The organism is Aliiroseovarius sp. CAU 1755 (assembly GCF_054482655.1).
The window spans coordinates 14713-32798 of record NZ_JBTLRH010000002.1 but is presented as its reverse complement, the minus strand read 5'-3'; the positions used below and the strand labels follow the sequence as shown (position 1 = coordinate 32798).

Sequence of the window (18086 nt, the reverse complement as noted above, 5' to 3'; positions counted from 1 at the left end):
CATGTTTTTCTATGGAACCTTGTGTTACCGCCCCTTGTTGGAGCTGGTGTTGCAAGGCCAGTCCTATCAGGCGAAACCGGCCTGTTTGCCCGCGCACAAGGTCAGCTGGGTCAAAGATCAGCCGTTTCCGATGATCCAGGCTTGTCCGAACGATCCAGACGCCGTGGCGCAGGGGCTGTTGGTCGAAGAACTGTCGGACACAGCCAAAGCGCGGCTTGATTTCTACGAAGGTGGTTTCGACTACACGCTGCAGGCGCTTGCCGTCCATCCTGACGGGCAGGCGGCCCCCGTAACGGCGCAGGTCTATTTCCCCGATCCCGGCCTCTGGACTGCCGGTGACCCATGGTCGTTGGACGATTGGGTTGCGGCGTGGGGTGATCTCACGCTTGAGGCCGCGCGCGAGGTCATGGGCACCTTCGGCACGCTGACCCCCAAACAGATCGCCGAGCGGTTTGCGATGATCCGTGTGCGTGCCGCCAGCCGGTTGCGCGCGCGCAACAATGCCTCGCCCACCACGCTCAGGGCGGCATACGGCGCTCAGGATGTGCGCGTTACTGCAGAAGCCCAGCCCTATACCGGCTTTTTCGCCATGAAAGAGCAAACCCTGTCCTTTCGCCGCTATTCAGGCGAGATGAGCGAGACAGTGACCCGATCCGCCTTTGTCGGCGGGGATGCGGTGATCGTTTTGCCCTATGACCCGGTGCGCGATCGGGTGATGGTGATTGAACAGTTCCGCATGGGGCCGCATATGCGGGGCGATCCGTCCCCTTGGCTGCTGGAACCCATCGCAGGTCGGATCGACCCCGGCGAAACGCCTGAGGCCTGCGCCCACCGTGAAGCGCAAGAGGAAGCCGGCCTGACGCTAGACCGCTTGCTGCCCTTGCCGCACCACTATCCCAGCCCCGGTGCCAGCACCGAATTCTTTTACACCTATGTCGCCCTGTGCGACCTGCCCGACGATGTGGCCGGTTTTGGCGGTGTCGTGGACGAAGCCGAAGACATCCGAACCCATGTCATCGCGTTCGACAAGCTGATGGGTCTGGTGCAGAGCGGCGAGGCGGGTTGCGGGCCATTGGTTCTAAGCGCGCTTTGGCTCTCGCATAACCGTGATCGACTTCGGGCCGGATGCTGACGGTTCCGCCGTCAACGGCCCCTTGAACCCCTAGGTGTCAGCCCCTACAGATTGTAGGGACAACGCGCGAACAAGGGGCAGAAAATGGACATCAAGAAAGACCTCGAGGCTACAGTGGGCAATACGCCCCTGATCCGCCTGAAAGCCGCCTCGGAGGCGACCGGGTGCGAAATTCTTGGCAAGGCCGAATTTATGAACCCCGGCCAGTCCGTCAAAGACCGGGCGGCGCTGTATATCATCAAAGATGCCGTCGCACGCGGTGACCTGAAACCCGGCGGCACGATTGTGGAAGGCACGGCGGGCAATACGGGCATTGGTCTGGCGCTGGTTGGTGCCTCGATGGGGTTCAAAACGGTGATCGTGATCCCGGAAACCCAGTCCGAGGAAAAGAAAGACATGTTGCGCCTGGCCGGGGCAGAACTGGTGCAGGTTCCGGCCGCGCCCTATCGCAACCCGAACAATTTCATCCACTATTCGCGCCGTCTGGCCGAAAAGCTGGCGATAACTGAACCCAACGGCGTGATCTGGGCCAACCAGTTTGACAATGTTGCCAACCGTCAGGCCCATGTCGAAACCACCGGCCCCGAAATCTGGGACCAGACCGGCGGCAAGGTGGACGGGTTCGTCTGCGCGGTCGGATCAGGCGGCACGCTGGCGGGTGTCGGCATGGCGCTTCAGCCCAAGGGGGTGAAGATCGGCATCGCCGATCCGATGGGGGCGGGCCTTTACAGCTACTACACCACCGGCGAAATCGCGATGGAAGGCGGGTCGATCGCCGAGGGCATCGGACAAGTGCGGATCACCAAGAACCTTGAAGGGTTCACCCCCGACATGGCGTGGCAGGTGCCCGATGAAGAGGCGCTGCCGATCATCTTCGATCTGCTTGCAAACGAAGGTCTGTGTCTGGGCGGATCGTCCGGCATCAACGTTGCAGGCGCCCTTCGCATGGCGCAGGAAATGGGACCGGGCCACACCATTGTGACGGTCTTGTGCGATTATGGCACGCGCTATCAGTCAAAACTGTTCAACCCCGAGTTTCTGCGTGAAAAAGAGCTGCCGGTGCCAGAATGGCTTGATCGCGGTCCCGCCTTTCTGCCGGAAGCGTTCGAGGAGGTCGAATGACCCGCAGCCTTACGTTTTTTCTGGCCGCCTTCTGGCTGGCCCTTTCGTCGTTCGCCTTCGCGCAGGACGCGCGCCTTGAGAAAGAGGAGCGCACGCCGTCTTATGTGGTGACGACCAGCGGTGCGCCGGACTATGCGGCATGGGACCGCGTGGCCGAGCGGGTGGAAGGCGCGGTCGAGGTCGGGCGCGCTTCGGATCAGGTCTTGGCGGATTTGCGTCAGGAACTGTCCGACTGGCGTGACCTTTTTGCGGATGCTCAGGCCGAAAACTCTATCCGTATCAATACGTTGAAGACCCAACTTTCGACGCTTGGCCCAGAACCCGAGACCGCAGGGTCGGAACCTGCCGTCCTGACACAGCGCCGCAGCGAACTGACCAACAAGCTGAATTCTGCGCAACTGCCGGTGCAAGAGGCAGAAGAGGCGTTTTCCCGCGCCGATGTATTGATCCGTGAAATAGACAGTCTGGTGCGCGCGCGTCAGGCGGATCAGATCCTGAAGCTGGGTCCAAGCCCGGTCAATCCGGCGATATGGCCACAAGCTTTTTTGGATCTGAAGACCTCTTTGGACCTGGCGGTCAACGAAGTGCGAAAAGCATGGGGCAGTGACGCGCAGCGTGCCGACCTCAACGCGGATTTGCCGCTGACCCTTTTGCTGCTGATCATCGCCTTCGTGTTGATTTTCTTCAGCCGTGTCTGGATCATCCGCCTTGGCAGCCGCGTCAGGAACCAGCGCAGCGGGCCGTCGCGCGGCGTTGTGGGGTTTGCCATGTCGCTGGGGCAGGTGGTCGCGCCACTGATTGGTATCTTCGCACTGATCAAGGCATTGAACCTTGCCGGTGTGCTTGGGCTTCGCGGGCAGGTCATCGTGGATGCGCTGCCTTGGTTCGGCTTCCTGCTGTTTGGCGGGTTGTGGATTGGAACCCGGTTGTTCTCAGCCGAAACAAGCGGCGGGTCGCTGATTGAACTGCCGCGCGTCGCACAACGTGCCGAGGCCCGGGTAAATGTCGCGCTTCTTGGGCTTTTGCTTGGCGTCTGGGTGGTGCTGTCCCGGCTGGCCAAGAACGAAAACTACTCTGACGGGACGCTCGCCGTTTTGGTTTTCCCGATCCTGGTCGGCTCTGGCTATCTGCTCGTGCGGATCGGCCGCCTTTTGCGCCGCCATGCCGACGAACAGACCGGCACTGAAGGAAAGACCTTCCGCGAACGTATCGTCGTGCTGATCGGACGCAGCTGCGAACTGGTGGGCATCGCCTCGCCTGTTTTGGCGGCGATTGGGTATACCAGTCTGGCCGTATCGACCATGTTCCCCACAGTGACAACGATGGGTATCATTGCGGTGCTGGCACTGTTGCACGTCTTCTTGACCAACCTCTATGGTGTGGTGCGCAAGCTTAGTGAAGAAGAGGCGGGTCAGGCGCTTCTGCCGGTCTTGATGACCACCGTTTTGGTGTTGTTGTCGCTCCCGCTTCTTGCGCTTGTGTGGGGCGCGCGTCCTACGGACCTGACCGAGCTGTGGACCACGTTCCTGCAAGGGTTCCAGCTGGGCGAGGCGCGTGTAACGCCGCGCACCTTCGTGGTGTTCGCGTTGATATTCGGCGTCGGCTATGCCGCGACGCGGGCCACACAATCGGCGCTTAAGGCTTCGATTTTGCCTAAGACCAAGCTGGACAAGGGCGGGCAGAACGCCATTTCCGTCGGTGTCGGCTATGTCGGCATTTTTCTGGCGGCAGTGATCGCGATCACGTCGGCCGGGATTGACCTGAGCTCGATTGCCATTATCGCCGGCGCGCTGTCGGTCGGGATCGGCTTCGGTCTGCAAACCATCGTGTCGAACTTCGTGTCCGGTATCATCCTTCTGATCGAACGGCCGATTTCCGAAGGCGACTGGATCGAGGTGGGCGGACAGATGGGCTATGTGCGTGACATTTCCGTGCGCGCGACCCGGATCGAAACCTTCGACCGCACCGATGTGATCCTGCCCAACAGCGATCTGGTGTCAGGTGTTGTCACCAACTACACCCGCGGCAATTCCATCGGCCGGGTGATCGTGCCGGTGGGGGTTGCCTATGGCTCTGACACCCGCCGGATCGAAGAGATCCTGCGCGAGATTGCCGAGAACCATCCGATGGTCACCGTCAACCCGCCACCCAATGTCGTGTTTCAGGGTTTCGGGGCGGACAGCCTTGATTTCGAGATCCGCGCGATCCTGAGCGACGTGAACTACATGCTGACGGTCAAAAGTGAGATTAACCACGAAATCGCGCGCCGCTTTGTGGAAGAGGGGATCGAAATTCCCTATGCGCAGCGTGACATCTGGTTGCGTAACCCAGAGGTTCTGACCGCCGCCGCGGCCGCTCCTTTGGCCGCACCAACAGCGCCCGCCTCACCTCCGGCCACGACCAACGAACCCCCTGCGGTTTCGGCATTGACGGTCGAAGACATGCACGAAAGCGACGACGGAGATGGCGATGACTGAGCCGCTCTTTCGCGATGACGCCTATCTGCGCGAGGCGCAGGGCAGGGTGCTGGCCCACACGGACCGCGGCATTGTTGTTGATCGCAGCCTGTTCTATCCCAACGGGGGTGGTCAGCCGGGCGACCGTGGGCAGATCAGCTGGGAAGGCACCACGACCACAGTGGTAAACACCTTGAAGGGTGACGGAGACGCGATTGCCTTGGTTCCGGAGGACGGCGCCGAATTGCCGCCCGTCGGTGCCACAGTCACGCAGGCGCTGGATTGGGATCTGCGCCTGCGCCACATGCGTATGCACACGGCCTTGCACCTGTTGTCCGTTGTCATCCCCTTGCCGGTCACGGGGGGACAGATCGGGGCGGAGAAGTCGCGCCTTGATTTCGCGATGGAGGAACCACCCGAGGACAAACAGGCGCTGGAAGACGCGTTGAACGCCTTGATTGCGCGCGATTTGACGGTATCCGAAACATGGATCACAGATGCCGAGCTTGCGGCCAATCCGGGCCTGGTCAAAACCATGTCCGTGCAGCCTCCCAAGGGGGCTGGGCGCGTGCGACTGGTGCGTATTGGCACCGATGATGAACAGGTCGATCTGCAACCCTGTGGCGGCACCCATGTGGCCCGCAGCGCCGAGATTGGCCGCATTCGCTTTGGCAAGGTGGAAAAGAAAAGCCGGTTGAACCGGCGGTTCAGCATCCATCTTGACGATTGAAACGGAACTCAGACGCAAGGGGATAACAATGGCAGATCGTAGAAACGTCCCCGACGACTGGGCAACCGCCAACAAGGCCACGTGGGATGAGCGCGTCGCGATTCATTTGAAGGCGGACGCCTATGACCTGACGCCGCTGCGCGAAGGTCGTGCAACCCTGCACCCGATCGAACGTGCCGATATCGGCGACGTCGCGGGTCTGAAGATCGCCCACCTTCAATGCCATTTCGGGCGTGACAGTTTAACCTTGGCGCAACAGGGTGCCGACGTTGTGGGGTTGGACTTCTCGCCCAAGGCCGTAGAGCTGGCCAGGGCATTGGCAGAGGAGCTGGATCTGTCACCCCGCGCCCAATTCGTAGAGGCTGACCTGTATGACGCCCCAGACGCGCTGGCCCGGTTTGGCCAGTTCGACCTGGTGTTCATCACGTGGGGGGCTGTTGGGTGGCTGCCCGATCTGCCGCGTTGGGCCGGGATTGTCGCGGGGCTTCTGAAGCCCGGTGGGCGGCTCTATCTGGCCGAAGGGCACCCGGCGGCAATGGTGTTTGACGACGAAACCATGGCGTTACCTGACGGGCGCCCCGGCTACCTGGCCCCATATTTCGACCGCAAAACATGGAAAGATGACGCCCCGCGCGACTATACCGGCGATTTCCCCACGCTTCAGGCGGGCCACGAATACTGGTTTGATCACACGCTTTCGGACATCCTGAACGCGATCATCGGGGCTGGGCTTACGTTGGAATGCTTCAACGAACATGACAGCGTGCCATGGCCACTTTTCAGCTGCCTGACACCCACCGGCGACGGGATGTATGGCTGGCCCGACAAGCGCTGGTTGCCCCTGTCGTTCTCGCTTTTCGCACACCGCTAAAGCCCCTCAGAATGCCGACCACAAAATTTGCAATGACCGCTTGAACCCGCTTGGGCTTTTGCTGTAGCAACGGCGGCGGAGCGGTGGCCGAGTGGTCGAAGGCGCACGCCTGGAAAGTGTGTAGGCGGGGAACCGTCTCGAGGGTTCGAATCCCTTCCGCTCCGCCACCTTACCCGACCGATACTGCTTGGACCGATGTTCCGACCACTGCGCTTATGACCTCCGCCGGTGGCGCGTTGGCGGCTTGGTCGCGGCAGGTCGTGCATCCGCCATTTCTTGGAGTGCATGTTTGCCAGAGCGCGTGAATTCAGGCGATCCGTTGGTCGGATAGCCAAGGTCAGCAAAGGCAGCAGCTAAGGGAATGCGCCCTCGCCGAAAGCGTATGCGAACTGGTTGACCCAAGGCATAAAGCCATCCGAACCTGCGCGCCGTTCACCATTTTCCACTGGAAAGCCAACCAAGCCGGCCTTACCGTCCAATATGATGGACAAACCTGACTCGATCCTCTCGCGTCTTCCGGCCCGCCTGAAACAGGCGCGGCGGACGCAAGGGCTGTCGCTTGAAGCGGTGGCCAGGCTATCAGGTGTGTCGCGCAGCATGGTCAGCCAGATCGAGCGGGGCGTATCCTCGCCCACGGTGTCAACGCTGTGGAACCTGACGCGCGCATTGCAGGTCGATTTCGCGGGGCTCCTGGAGGATCAGGCAGGCAACCAGATCGACGTTTTGCGCGCGCAGGAAGTGCCGACCATCGAGAACCACGGCGCAGGCTGCACGATCCGCATTCTGTCGCCGCCCGAGGATGCAGGCCAACACGAGGTCTACGAGCTGCGCTTTGCCAAGGATGGCGTTTTGGAGTCAGCGCCCCACGCCCACGGCACGCAAGAGAACCTGACCGTGATCGAAGGTGTGCTGACCGTGACCAGCGGTGATGTGTCTGACCGGCTGAACACAGGTGAAACCGCGCGTTATGCGGCGGACGTGCCACACCGGTTGCAGGCCGAAGGGCGCGCGCGCGCCTTCCTTGTCGTCAAAGGCGGGTAACGAACTGGCGGACAGTTGTTTGCCAAGGTGAAATCCCATATTGTGGACATTTGTCCGCTATAGTAGCGTTTCGGTATCAAAACACAGGAGCCTCCCATGTCCGACCGTTTCATTTCCGAACTGCAATCCACGCTTGCCGGGATCGAGGCCGACGGGCTGATGAAGCGCGAGCGGCTGATCACCTCGCCACAGGGGGCGGAAATCAGCGTGGGCGGGCACGAGGTGATCAACCTGTGCGCCAACAACTATCTGGGGCTGGCCGATCACCCCGACCTGATCCGCGCTGCGTGCGACGTGATGAAGGACAAGGGGTTCGGCATGGCCTCGGTCCGGTTCATCTGCGGCACGCAGGATTTGCACCGCGAATTGGAGAAGAAACTGGCGGCGTTTCTGGGCAAGGACGATTCAATCCTGTTCGCCGCCTGTTTCGATGCGAATGGCGGGTTGTTTGAACCGCTGCTGGGGCCGGAGGATGCGATCGTCTCGGATGCGCTGAACCATGCGTCGATCATTGACGGGATCCGGCTGTGCAAGGCGCGGCGCTTCCGTTACGCCAACAACGACATGGGCGATCTGGAGGCGAAGCTGAAAGAGGCGCGCGAGGGTGGCGCGCGGCATGTGATGATCGCCACCGATGGCGTGTTTTCGATGGATGGCTATCTGGCCAACCTGCCGGAAATCACCCGATTGGCAAAGGAATATGACGCGGTGGTGATGGTGGATGACTGCCACGCGACCGGCTTCATGGGGCCACACGGGGCAGGGACGCCGGATCACTTCGGCGTCGATGTGGATATCCTGACCGGCACGCTGGGCAAGGCGCTTGGCGGCGCGCTTGGCGGCTATATTGCCGGGCCGCAGCCGGTGATTGACCTGTTGCGCCAACGGGCGCGACCTTATCTGTTCTCGAACGCCTTGCCGCCGTCGATTGTTGCGGCGGGGCTTGAGGCGATCCGGTTGGTGGAAGAAGGCGCGGACCTTCGCACGAAGCTGTTTGAAAACGCGCGATACTGGCGGGACGGGCTGAGCAAGCTGGGCTTCAAGCTGCTGGACGGCGAGCATCCGATCATTCCGGTGATGCTGGGTGATGCCCCCTTGGCACAGAAAATGGCGGCCGGGTTGTTTGACGAAGGCGTCTATGTCTCGGGCTTCTTTTTCCCGGTCGTGCCGCATGGACAGGCGCGCATCCGCACACAGATGAGCGCCGCTTTGACCACCGAACAGCTTGACCGCGCGCTGGCTGCGTTCGGCAAAGTGGGTCGTGATTTGGGAGTGATCAAATGAGCCTACCCAACACCATGAAAGCCCTGGAAAAATCCAAGCCCGAGGAAGGGCTGTGGATGGTGCAGGCGCCGGTCCCCGAGATCGGCCCCGACGAGGTGCTGATCCGCATCAACGCCACCGGGATTTGCGGCACCGACATTCACATCTGGAACTGGGATGACTGGGCCGCTGCCACAGTGCCGGTGCCGATGATCACGGGCCACGAGTTTGCCGGCGAGATCGTCGAACTTGGCCGCAATGTCACCGGGCTTGAGATCGGGCAACGGTGCTCGGGCGAAGGCCATGTGGTCGGCACGGAAAGCCGCCAAAGCCGGTCGGGCAAGTTCCATCTGGACCCCGGCACGCGCGGCATCGGGGTGAATGTGCAAGGGGCGTTTGCGGAGTATCTGCGCCTGCCTGCGTTCAACGTGGTGCCGCTGCCCGATGATATCCCGGACGAGATTGGCGCGATCCTCGACCCGCTTGGCAACGCGGTGCACACGGCGCTGAGTTTCGATCTGCTGGGCGAGGATGTGTTGATCACCGGTGCCGGGCCGATTGGCATCATGGCCGCGGCGGTCGCCCGTCACGCGGGCGCGCGGCATGTTGTGATCACCGATATCAACCCGGATCGCCTGAAGCTGGCCGAACATGTTTGTCGAAACATCCGCACGGTGGATGTGACGAAAGAAGATTTGCGCGATGTGATCAGCGAACTGAAGATGAAGCAGGGCTTTGATGTCGGGCTTGAAATGTCAGGCAGTCAGCAGGCGCTGGACCAAATGGTGGAAAGCCTGATCATGGGCGGCAAGATCGCGCTTCTGGGCATTCCGCCCGGCAAGTCCCCCGTCGATTGGTCGCGCATCGTGTTCAAGGCAATCACCATCAAGGGCGTCTATGGCCGCGAGATGTTCGAGACCTGGTACAAGATGATCGCGATGTTGCAAAACGGGCTGGATGTGAGCCGCGTGATCACCCACCGGATGCATGTGGACGAGTTCAAGGAAGGGTTCGCCGCGATGAAATCCGGTCTGTCGGGCAAGGTGGTGCTGAACTGGCGCTAGGTCCGTGATGGTCCCCGTCCGGCCATGCCGGGCAGCCCCCGACCGCCCCCATGGGCGGGGGCTTCACCCCCACCCGCGGTCAGGGTCCGCCCTTCCGTTGTTCGCCAATGCGAGAAGATCGGTTGTGCCTTACCTGAGCGGAATGGGCCGCTGTTCCTCGATCGCCTCCATCGCGAAATAGGAGGTGACGGTCTCAAGCTCGATATTCCCGATCAGGCGCTTATAGACATCATCATAGCCTGCCATGTTGCTGACAACGATCTTCAACAGATAGTCGTATTCGCCGCCGATGCGGAAGAAGTCGATCACCTCGGGGATCGCCGAGACGTGGTTGCGGAACTGTCGCAGCCAGTCGGCAGAATGGTGCCTTGTCTTGATCAACGAGAATACCACGAAGCTGCCGCCTAGACTTTCGCGGTCGATCACCACGGTGCGGTTGCGGATTGCCCCCATGGCTTCCAGCGCCTTGAGCCTGCGCCAACAGGCGTTTTGCGACAAGCCGATCTTGTCGGCAAGAACCCTTTGGGACTGTGCCGCGTCGCGTTGGAGTTCCTCTAGGATGTGATAATCAAACTGATCTAATATATGCGCCATAAAGCGATCATATGACCCAAAATTTGATTTGCAATGGTGAAAAGCTGTGAAGTTTTTTCAAAATTTTGCGTCATCATGGTTGGATCAATTCAGGGGATAACATGACCGCTCTCGACGATTTCAAGGCTGCGCTGAAGGGCGCTGAGGTTCATGATCAGATCCGCAAGGGGCTGATCGGTGAAAATGTGCAGATCGACGGGCCGTTTGGGCCGAAACCGCTGATCTATGCCGACTACGTCGCCTCTGGCCGGGCGCTGGCGCAGGTCGAGGATTTCATTCGTGATCGTGTGCTGCCCTATTACGCCAATACCCACACGCAGGCGTCGTTTTGCGGCGAATATATGACCAAGCTGCGCGAGGCTGCGCGGGCCGAGATTGCGCGTCTGACCGGTGCGGGGCCGGGGATGAGCGTGGTGTTCACCGGCGCAGGTTCGACCGCCGGGATCAACCGGATCGTGGGCTTGCTGGACCTGGCCAAAATGGTCAGGGACGGGCAGCGCGTGGTGGTCTTGACCGGCCCGTATGAGCATCATTCCAACATCCTGCCATGGCGCGAAACCGGGGCCGAGGTGATCGAGGTGACCGAAGCCCCGGGCGGTGGCGTCGATCTGGATGACCTCGCGCGTGCATTGCAGGCGGCGCAGGGGGCTGCGCGGATCGTCGGCACGTTCTCGGCGGCGTCCAATGTCACTGGTATCCTGACCGATGTGGACGCGGTGACCCGGATGCTGCGCGCCCATGGCGCGCTGGCGATCTGGGACTACGGCTGTGCCGGACCCTATTGCGCGATGGATATGAAGCCGGGCAGTGATGCCCAGAAGGATGCCATCGTCTTTTCCGTGCACAAGTTTCCCGGCGGTCCGGGGTCCAGCGGTGTTGCGGTGATCCGCGACGCGATCGCCTGCCGTGCCACGCCGACACTGCCCGGAGGTGGCACGGTCAGTTTCGTGTCGCCGTGGGGGCATGTCTATTCTGAAAACCTCGCGGCGCGCGAAGAAGGCGGCACGCCCAACGTGACCGGCGATATTCGCGCGGCACTGGCGATGCTGGTGAAAGAGGCGCTGGGGCAGGATTGGCTCGACAAGCGGCAAGCGGCACTTAGGGCGCGGGCCCTGAAAATCTGGGCTGGCAACGACCGGCTTGAGGTTTTGGGCCTGCCCGACGCCGACGCTTTGCCGATCTTTTCCTTCCGCGTGCAGGACGGGGAAGGGGGGCAGGTGCATCACCAGTTCTTCACCCGACTGCTCAGCGATCTGACCGGCGTGCAGGCACGTGGCGGCTGTGCCTGTGCCGGGCCGTATGGCCACCGTTTGCTGGGTCTGGGCAAGGCCGATTCCGATGCGACCATCGCGGCTTTGGAACAGGGCGAGGAGACGGCGAAGCCCGGCTGGGTGCGGCTGAACCTATCTGCCTTGATGACCGACGAGAAGGCAGATTTTATCATCAAGGCTGTGGACGATCTGTCGCGGATCGCCCAAGATTGGGCCGATCAGTATTGCGTCGATACCAGTACCGCCCGGTTCAAAGCCCAAGCCTTGCCCAAGGATACGCTCGCCTCATGACCGCAGCCCGTATCAGCCCCCTTGCCAATCCGACCTTCCGGCGGCTTTTCGCCGCGCAGGTGTGTTCGTTGTTGGCGATCGGGCTGATGACGGTGGCAATGTCGCTGGCGGCTTACCGTATCGGTGGCGCTGCGGCGGCGGGGCAGATCCTTGGCTTTCTGTTGGCGGTGAAGATGGTTGCCTATGTGGGCATTGCGCCACTGGCCGAAGCCTTGTTGGCAGGCGCCCCGCGCAAGCGGGTCATGGTGGGGCTGAACGTGGCGCGGATGCTGCTGCTGCTGCCCATGGCCTTCGCCACCGAGACGTGGCAGATCGCAGCACTGGCGCTGGTGTTTTTCGCGGTCTCGTCCGGGTTTACGCCGCTGTTTCAGTCGGTGATCCCGGACGTGCTGCCGGACGAGCACGCCTATAGCCGGGCATTGGTCTGGTCGCGCATCGCCTACACGCTGGAATCGGTGCTGTCACCGGTGATCGCCGCCATCGTGCTGCAACTGATCGAGGCAGAGTTCCTGTTCTGGGTCGCTGCGCTGGCCTTCGTGGGGTCCATCCTGGGGCTGCTGATCACGCGTTTCCCAGCGGACACGGGCGCGCAGCGCAAGGGGCCGTTCCTGACCCGTGCACTGAACGGACTGCATATCTATCGCAAGACGCCGCGGCTGCGGGGACTGTTCTTGTTCAATTTTGCACTGTCGCTGAGCATGGCCTGGGTTTTGGTCAACTCGGTAGTGCTGGCGGGCACAACGCTGGGCGATGCAGAGCGGCATTTCCCAATCCTGATGACCCTCTACGGGCTGGGGGCTGCGATCGGTGCCGTGCTGGTGCCGCGCCTGATTGAAAGACTGGATGAACGTCGCGTGATGGCGGTGGGCACGATGACGCATGCAGCGCTTGGGTTCGGGATTGCTTTGCCGTTGGGCTATGTAGGCCACTTGGCGCTTTGGCTGGCGTTTGGTTTGGCGGCGTCACTGGTGCTGACGCCGGGCGGCTTGGTGATCGCACGGTCGGCCCGTGCGGTGGACCGCGCGTCGGTCTTTGCGGCGCAATTCTCGTTGTCTCATGTCGGATGGCTGGTGGCGTATCCGCTGGCTGGACAACTTGCGGCCCTTGCCGGGTTGACGCCATCGCTGCTGGTTTTGTCGGCGCTCACCGCAGGTGTGGCCCTATTGGCAATACGGGTCTGGCCCGCCGCCGATCCGCTGACCCGCTCACACGTTCATCCCGACTTGCCCAGCGATCACCCACATTTGCGCGACACTCCGGCGCACGGGGCCCGGCACCGGCATGCCCATCCCTTCCATATCGATGTTCTCCACCCGGAATGGTCTGACAGCCAGTCTGCCTGACCGCTTCGGGACCGGATCTGATACCTAAAGGAAAGACGACATGACACATGACACCGCAACGCCGATAGATGGCCAAGGCTTGCCTGCACTGGAGGCGCGGCTGCGTGAGGATCTGACGTTCCTCTGCTGGCCCGGCAAGGCCTGGGTGCCTGCGCGTGACGGGGTCAATGATGTGGTGATCATCGGTGGTGGCATGTGCGGCATGGTGGCGTGGCTGGCGCTGAAAACCGGTGGCATTCACAACATGCGGGTGCTGGATCGCAGCCCCGAGGGGCTGGAAGGCCCGTGGCTGACCTATGCACGGATGGAGACGTTGCGCTCGCCCAAAGAGCTGACGGGTCCGGCCTTTGGGCATGGTGCGTTGAGCTTTCAGGCGTGGTATCGCGCGCAGTTCGGCACAAAGGAATGGGACGCGCTGGACAAGATCCCGCGCCCGATGTGGATGGAGTACCTGCAATGGTATCGGCAGGTTTTGGACATCCCGACCGAGAACAACGTGGCCGTCGATCTGGTTGAGCCTGAGGGGGATTTGTTGCGGCTGCACCTGTCCGGCGCGAAGGAGAAGTCGATCCTGTGCCGTAAATTGGTCTTTGCCACCGGGCGCGATGGCACCGGGCAGCCGAACATTCCCGGCTTTGTGCAGGGTCTGGACCGCAGGTTCTGGGCGCATAGTGCCGACGAGATCGACTTTGCCAATCTGAAAGGCAAGCGCGTGGCGGTGGTGGGCGTGGGCGCGTCCGCCGTGGACAATGCCGCTGAGGCGTTGGAGCATGGCGCGGCTGAAGTGCGCCACCTGATCCGCCGCAAAGAAATGCCGACCATCAACAAGATGATGGGGATCGGGTCGTTCGGGTTCACCGCGGGTTATGCCAGCCTGCCGGATGAATGGCGTTGGCGCTTCATGCAGTATTCCTTCTCCACGCAAACGCCGCCGCCGCATGGCTCGACCAACCGGGTCAGTCGTCATCCGAACGCGTATTTTCACTTCGGTAAAGCGGTGCAAACGACGGTCGAAAAGAACGGCGCGGTCGAAGTGGGGTTCGCCGATGGCACGGCGTATGAGGCGGATTTCGTGATCCTTGGCACCGGCTTCACCATCGACCCGCTGTCGCGGACCGAGTTCGGCGACGCGGCGACCAATATCCTGCTGTGGCAGGATGTTTACACGCCGCCGGCGGATGAACCGTCGCGCGATCTGGGGCGCTTCCCCTACTTGAACCACGATTTCACGTTCCGCGAAAAAGTGCCGGGCACCGCGCAGTGGCTGTCCAATGTTTACTGCTTCAACTACGGTGCGTCGGCGAGTTTGGGCAAGGTCTCGGGCGATATTCCGGGGATATCAGAGGGCGCAAACTGGATGACCCGCGAGATTGCGGCGAAGCTTTACACCGAGGACCTCACCAAGCACTGGCAAGCCATGCTGGACTACGACAAGCCGGAACTGGATGGCAGCGAATGGGTGCCCACCGACCTGATCACGGAAAGTGAGAAGGGGGAGGTGGCCTGATGGCTTTGGTCACGACTGCGCTGCGTCAGGCAGGGATAACGACCGAAGGTGGTTTAGCGGCGGCCGTCGAAGGGCGTGCAGCGATCTTCGAGATGACGCAGGCCGCCGAAGACGCCGTATTGCGCCCGAAAGATGAAGGCCCGTGGTCGCATGACCTGCGGGCAGCGTTGGCAGCGCGGATCGCGACGTTGAACGATGAAGCGGACCTTGCCGCGCAATATGCCGACGGGGCAGGTGCGTTTGCCGATCTGGCTGACCCGGAAAATGACGGGGCAGCGCTGGGTTTGGCCGAGGTTGTGGCATTCATGGACAAGGTCGCAGCTGACACGCGCAATGTTGCGGCGGCTGATGTTTCGGGCCTGCAAGCGGCCGGGGTGGCGGATGCCGATATCGTGCGGCTGGCGGAATTGAACGCGTTTCTGGCCTATCAGATCCGGGTGATTGCCGGGCTGCGTTTGATGAAGGGGGCGTTTGCATGACCAAGGTGATCACGAAATTCACCCGCAACGTCCCGCATTGGCAGCCGCGCGTGACCCCGGTGGACCTGAAAGCCGCCACCGAGGCGCAACTGGATGCGCTGCAGGTCACGCCGTCGAACACCAAGGTGTCGGAATACGTGCTGACCCTTGCGCATGACGTGGAAAGCCTGAAGGTGCGGTCGCCGCTGTTTAATGCCATTATGTATGACACGGGCGGGATGAGCCGGGCCGAGCGGGAGCTGGGCGCACTAGGGGCCTCGATGGTCAACCATTGCATCTATTGCGCCGCCGTTCATGCCGCGCGCCACGCGCAGCTAGAGACATCGACCGAGGTGACGGACAAGCTGTTCCGCGACGGTGCGAAGGCGGATCTGACCGAACGCGACCGGGCGATCTTCGACTTCGCCGTGGCGCTGTCTGAAGCGCCGTCACGGGCCGGACTGGCGCATATGGACGCGCTGAAAGCCGCCGGGCTGGACGCGGCCGAGGTGCTGGACCTGATCCTGTCGGCGTCGTTGTTTGGCTGGGCCAACCGCTTGATGCATGTGCTGGGCGATCCGGTGCGGGTGTCGACAGACGCGGCGTAAGGTGGCGCCCGAATTTGAAAGAGAGCTACAAGGCAAAACGATGGGAGAACAGGTGGGCAAAACGGTAGGATTGGCGGGCGCAGGCTCGATCGCGTTTGGAACGGCGGCGCTGTTGCATAAGGCAGGTCACGATCCGATGTTGTGGTCGCCGTCGGGCGAGGGCACGTCGGAGCTTGCCGACGGTGCACCCCTGACCGCCATTGGTGCGGTCGAGACTACGCTGACACCTCGCATCGCTGACAGTGCCGCGATGCTGGCGCGCGACAATGACGTTTTGATCATCGCACTGCCCGGCTATGGCCATAAGGCCGTGCTGGACGCGCTGGCTCCGCATATCAAGCCGCGCCATCAGGTGATCATCTCGTCCCATGCCTCGCTTGGGGCGGTCTATCTGATGCAACTGCTGGCGGCGCGTGGCGTGACGGTCCCGATCACCGCTTGGGGGACCACGATCTGCACCGGACGGCGGCAATCGGGCACCGAGGTGCGGGTGAACACCGTGCGCAGCCGTGTGGATCTGTGCACCGTGCCGGAAGACCGGTCCGAGGAGGCCTTGAGCCTGTGTCAAGCGCTGTTCGGCGATCGGTTCCAGCCGCGCGACGGGCTTTTGGCCATTTCGTTGTCCAACCTCAATCCGCAGAACCATATGGGGATTGCCTTGGGCAACATCACCCGGATGGAGCAGGGCGAAACATGGTCGCAGGGCCAGAACGTCACCCCCAAAGTGGGTCGTTTGCTGGAAGAACTGGACCGCGAACGGTTAGAGATCGCACAGGCCCTGGGGCTGGAGGTCAAAACGATCTTTGAGCATTTCCACCTGTCGTTTCACGTGCCCGTCGCCTCGATTTCCGAGATGAACCAACAGATGCACGCGCAGGGCAATGGGGGCGTTGGTCCGGCCACCGCCGACAGCCGTTATGTGACCGAGGATGTGCCTTACGGGCTTGTGCTGACCGCAGCACTTGGGCGTCTGACCGGTCACCCGGCGAAGCTGCACGAGGCAGGCATTCAGATTTTTTCCGCCATGTATGGCCGGGACTTCGAAGCAGAAAATGAAATCCTGAAAGCGCTGGACCTTGGCCGCTATGACCTTGATGATCTGAGAAGGGCAGCAAAAACGGGTGTGCTGCGCCAACCTGCCAGCGCCTGAACGACGACAAGACAATAACCAAGAAGAAGACCACTAAACCAACAAGGAGACCTGATATGTCAAAACTGCTTTACAGCCGCCGCCGTTTTCTTGGCACTGCCGCCACCACTGGTGCAGCGCTGGCGTCACCGTTCTATCTGCGTCGTGCTGCAGCCCAATCGGGCGGTGAGGTGAACATCTGGACCTACAACGACTTCGTGCCCGAAGCGTTCAAGGAACAGTTCGAGGCCGAGACCGGCATCAAGGTCAATGTCCGTCTGGTCGATGACCAGGGCAAGCAGTTCAACCTGCTGGCCGCCGAACAGCCGAACCCGACCGTCGATATCATGACCGTCGCCGGCCACCGGTTCCTGCAGTTCATCGACAATGACCTTCTGGCGCCGCTCGACACAGACCGGCTGACAAACTGGGGCAAAATCAACCCGACTTTCTCGGAAAGCGATTGGTCGACGATCAATGGCAACAAATGGGGCGCGCCGATCCTGTCGGGGATGGAAGTTCTGTCCTACAACACCGAACTGGTAAGCGAAGAAGAGGCGCTGACCTGGGACACGCTGTTTAGCGAGAAATACAGCGGTCAGACCGCCTATATCATTCAGGACATGATGTCGATTGTGATGCTGATGAAGGGGTATGACGGCAATATGGTCGAATATATGGATGACCCCGAGAAGGCCGCGCAGATCGTCGAAGAGGCCAAGCAGTTCCTGATCGAGAAGAAGCCTCTGGTGCGCAAGTATTATGATGGCGGGGCAGAATTCCAGCAGATGATGGTCAATCAGGACATCGCGTTGGGCCATTCGTGGAACGGTCCGGCAGCAGCCTTGATCAATGATGGCTTCCCGTTGGCCATGACCATCCCGCGCGAAGGGTCGTATGGCTTTGTCTATACCTACAACATCGCGAACAACGCGCCGAATGCGGACAACGCCTATACCTTCCTTGATGCCATCCTTGCTTCGCCCGAGATTGGCGCGGCAATGACCAAGGCGTCGGGCTTCATCTCGACCTACAAGGACGCATCACAATACCTCAGCGACCTCGAGAAGAAGTCGACCTCGTTCCCGGAAGAGCAGCTGGCCAACCTGCAGTTTTTCCGCGCCGAAGCGAACGAGTTGAAATACGGGCTTGTTGACCCGGCGGTCGAGGCGATCAAGGCCGCCTGATACCGCTTCAGGAAACCCG

General features: G+C 61.4%; 16 protein-coding genes and 1 tRNA gene. 16 read left to right on the top strand and 1 reads right to left on the bottom strand.

Annotation, left to right across the window (positions count from 1 at the left end):
- Position 1 precedes the first annotated feature (1 nt).
- From ACXYMP_RS07320 to tdh, 9 genes are all read left to right on the top strand, one after another.
- Positions 2-1132, top strand: coding sequence for an NUDIX domain-containing protein (locus tag ACXYMP_RS07320; RefSeq protein WP_458906489.1), 1131 nt, complete (start codon positions 2-4; stop codon positions 1130-1132).
- A gap of 84 nt (positions 1133-1216) precedes the next feature.
- Positions 1217-2254, top strand: coding sequence for a cysteine synthase A (locus tag ACXYMP_RS07315; protein ID WP_458905389.1), 1038 nt, complete (start codon positions 1217-1219; stop codon positions 2252-2254).
- Positions 2251-4731 (top strand): DUF3772 domain-containing protein, encoded by a 2481-nt coding sequence (locus tag ACXYMP_RS07310; RefSeq protein ID WP_458905387.1) that lies wholly within the window; start codon positions 2251-2253, stop codon positions 4729-4731. The genes ACXYMP_RS07315 and ACXYMP_RS07310 overlap by 4 nt, the downstream gene beginning before the upstream one ends.
- A complete protein-coding gene (locus ACXYMP_RS07305; protein WP_298566078.1) occupies positions 4724-5440 on the top strand; it encodes an alanyl-tRNA editing protein in 717 nt (238 codons plus the stop codon). The genes ACXYMP_RS07310 and ACXYMP_RS07305 overlap by 8 nt, the downstream gene beginning before the upstream one ends.
- A 28-nt stretch (positions 5441-5468) precedes the next feature.
- On the top strand, positions 5469-6311 hold the full coding sequence (locus ACXYMP_RS07300; RefSeq protein ID WP_458905384.1) for a class I SAM-dependent methyltransferase: 843 nt from the start codon (positions 5469-5471) through the stop codon (positions 6309-6311).
- Positions 6312-6388: 77 nt separating this feature from the next.
- Positions 6389-6478: transfer RNA gene (locus ACXYMP_RS07295), tRNA-Ser, on the top strand.
- 313 nt (positions 6479-6791) lie between these two features.
- Entirely contained in the window at positions 6792-7352 is a 561-nt protein-coding gene (locus ACXYMP_RS07290; protein WP_458905382.1) for a helix-turn-helix domain-containing protein, read from the top strand.
- 96 nt (positions 7353-7448) lie between these two features.
- Positions 7449-8636 (top strand): glycine C-acetyltransferase, encoded by a 1188-nt coding sequence (locus ACXYMP_RS07285; protein ID WP_458905380.1) that lies wholly within the window; start codon positions 7449-7451, stop codon positions 8634-8636.
- A gap of 14 nt (positions 8637-8650) precedes the next feature.
- The gene (gene tdh / locus ACXYMP_RS07280; RefSeq protein ID WP_458906487.1) at positions 8651-9679 is read left to right on the top strand and encodes an L-threonine 3-dehydrogenase; all 1029 of its coding nucleotides are present in this window, start codon (positions 8651-8653) and stop codon (positions 9677-9679) included.
- 129 nt (positions 9680-9808) lie between these two features.
- Here the strand turns inward: tdh and ACXYMP_RS07275 are convergent, their stop codons facing one another.
- Positions 9809-10273, bottom strand: a complete 465-nt coding sequence (locus ACXYMP_RS07275) for an Lrp/AsnC family transcriptional regulator (protein WP_298566093.1) — start codon at positions 10271-10273, stop codon at positions 9809-9811.
- 101 nt (positions 10274-10374) lie between these two features.
- On the opposite strand from ACXYMP_RS07275, the gene ACXYMP_RS07270 reads away from it, so the two are divergent.
- From ACXYMP_RS07270 to ACXYMP_RS07240, 7 genes are read left to right on the top strand one after another with little or no spacing between them, the layout of a single operon-like run.
- Positions 10375-11835 carry an aminotransferase class V-fold PLP-dependent enzyme gene (locus ACXYMP_RS07270; RefSeq protein ID WP_298566094.1) on the top strand — a complete coding sequence of 487 codons (1461 nt, stop codon included), beginning with the start codon at positions 10375-10377 and terminating at the stop codon, positions 11833-11835.
- A complete protein-coding gene (locus ACXYMP_RS07265) occupies positions 11832-13178 on the top strand; it encodes an MFS transporter (protein ID WP_458905377.1) in 1347 nt (448 codons plus the stop codon). Before ACXYMP_RS07270 ends, ACXYMP_RS07265 begins: the two co-directional genes overlap by 4 nt.
- A gap of 40 nt (positions 13179-13218) precedes the next feature.
- Positions 13219-14685, top strand: coding sequence for an NAD(P)-binding domain-containing protein (locus ACXYMP_RS07260; RefSeq protein WP_458905375.1), 1467 nt, complete (start codon positions 13219-13221; stop codon positions 14683-14685).
- Positions 14685-15164, top strand: a complete 480-nt coding sequence (locus ACXYMP_RS07255) for a hypothetical protein (protein WP_458905373.1) — start codon at positions 14685-14687, stop codon at positions 15162-15164. Before ACXYMP_RS07260 ends, ACXYMP_RS07255 begins: the two co-directional genes overlap by 1 nt.
- The gene (locus ACXYMP_RS07250; protein ID WP_298566098.1) at positions 15161-15751 is read left to right on the top strand and encodes a peroxidase-related enzyme; all 591 of its coding nucleotides are present in this window, start codon (positions 15161-15163) and stop codon (positions 15749-15751) included. Before ACXYMP_RS07255 ends, ACXYMP_RS07250 begins: the two co-directional genes overlap by 4 nt.
- Before the next feature lie 40 nt (positions 15752-15791).
- Positions 15792-16901 carry an NAD/NADP octopine/nopaline dehydrogenase family protein gene (locus tag ACXYMP_RS07245; protein WP_458905370.1) on the top strand — a complete coding sequence of 370 codons (1110 nt, stop codon included), beginning with the start codon at positions 15792-15794 and terminating at the stop codon, positions 16899-16901.
- Between the two features lie 56 nt (positions 16902-16957).
- Positions 16958-18067: an ABC transporter substrate-binding protein gene (locus ACXYMP_RS07240; RefSeq protein ID WP_298566101.1), complete on the top strand. Its 1110-nt coding sequence runs from the start codon at positions 16958-16960 to the stop codon at positions 18065-18067.
- The last annotated feature ends 19 nt before the right edge of the window (positions 18068-18086 follow it).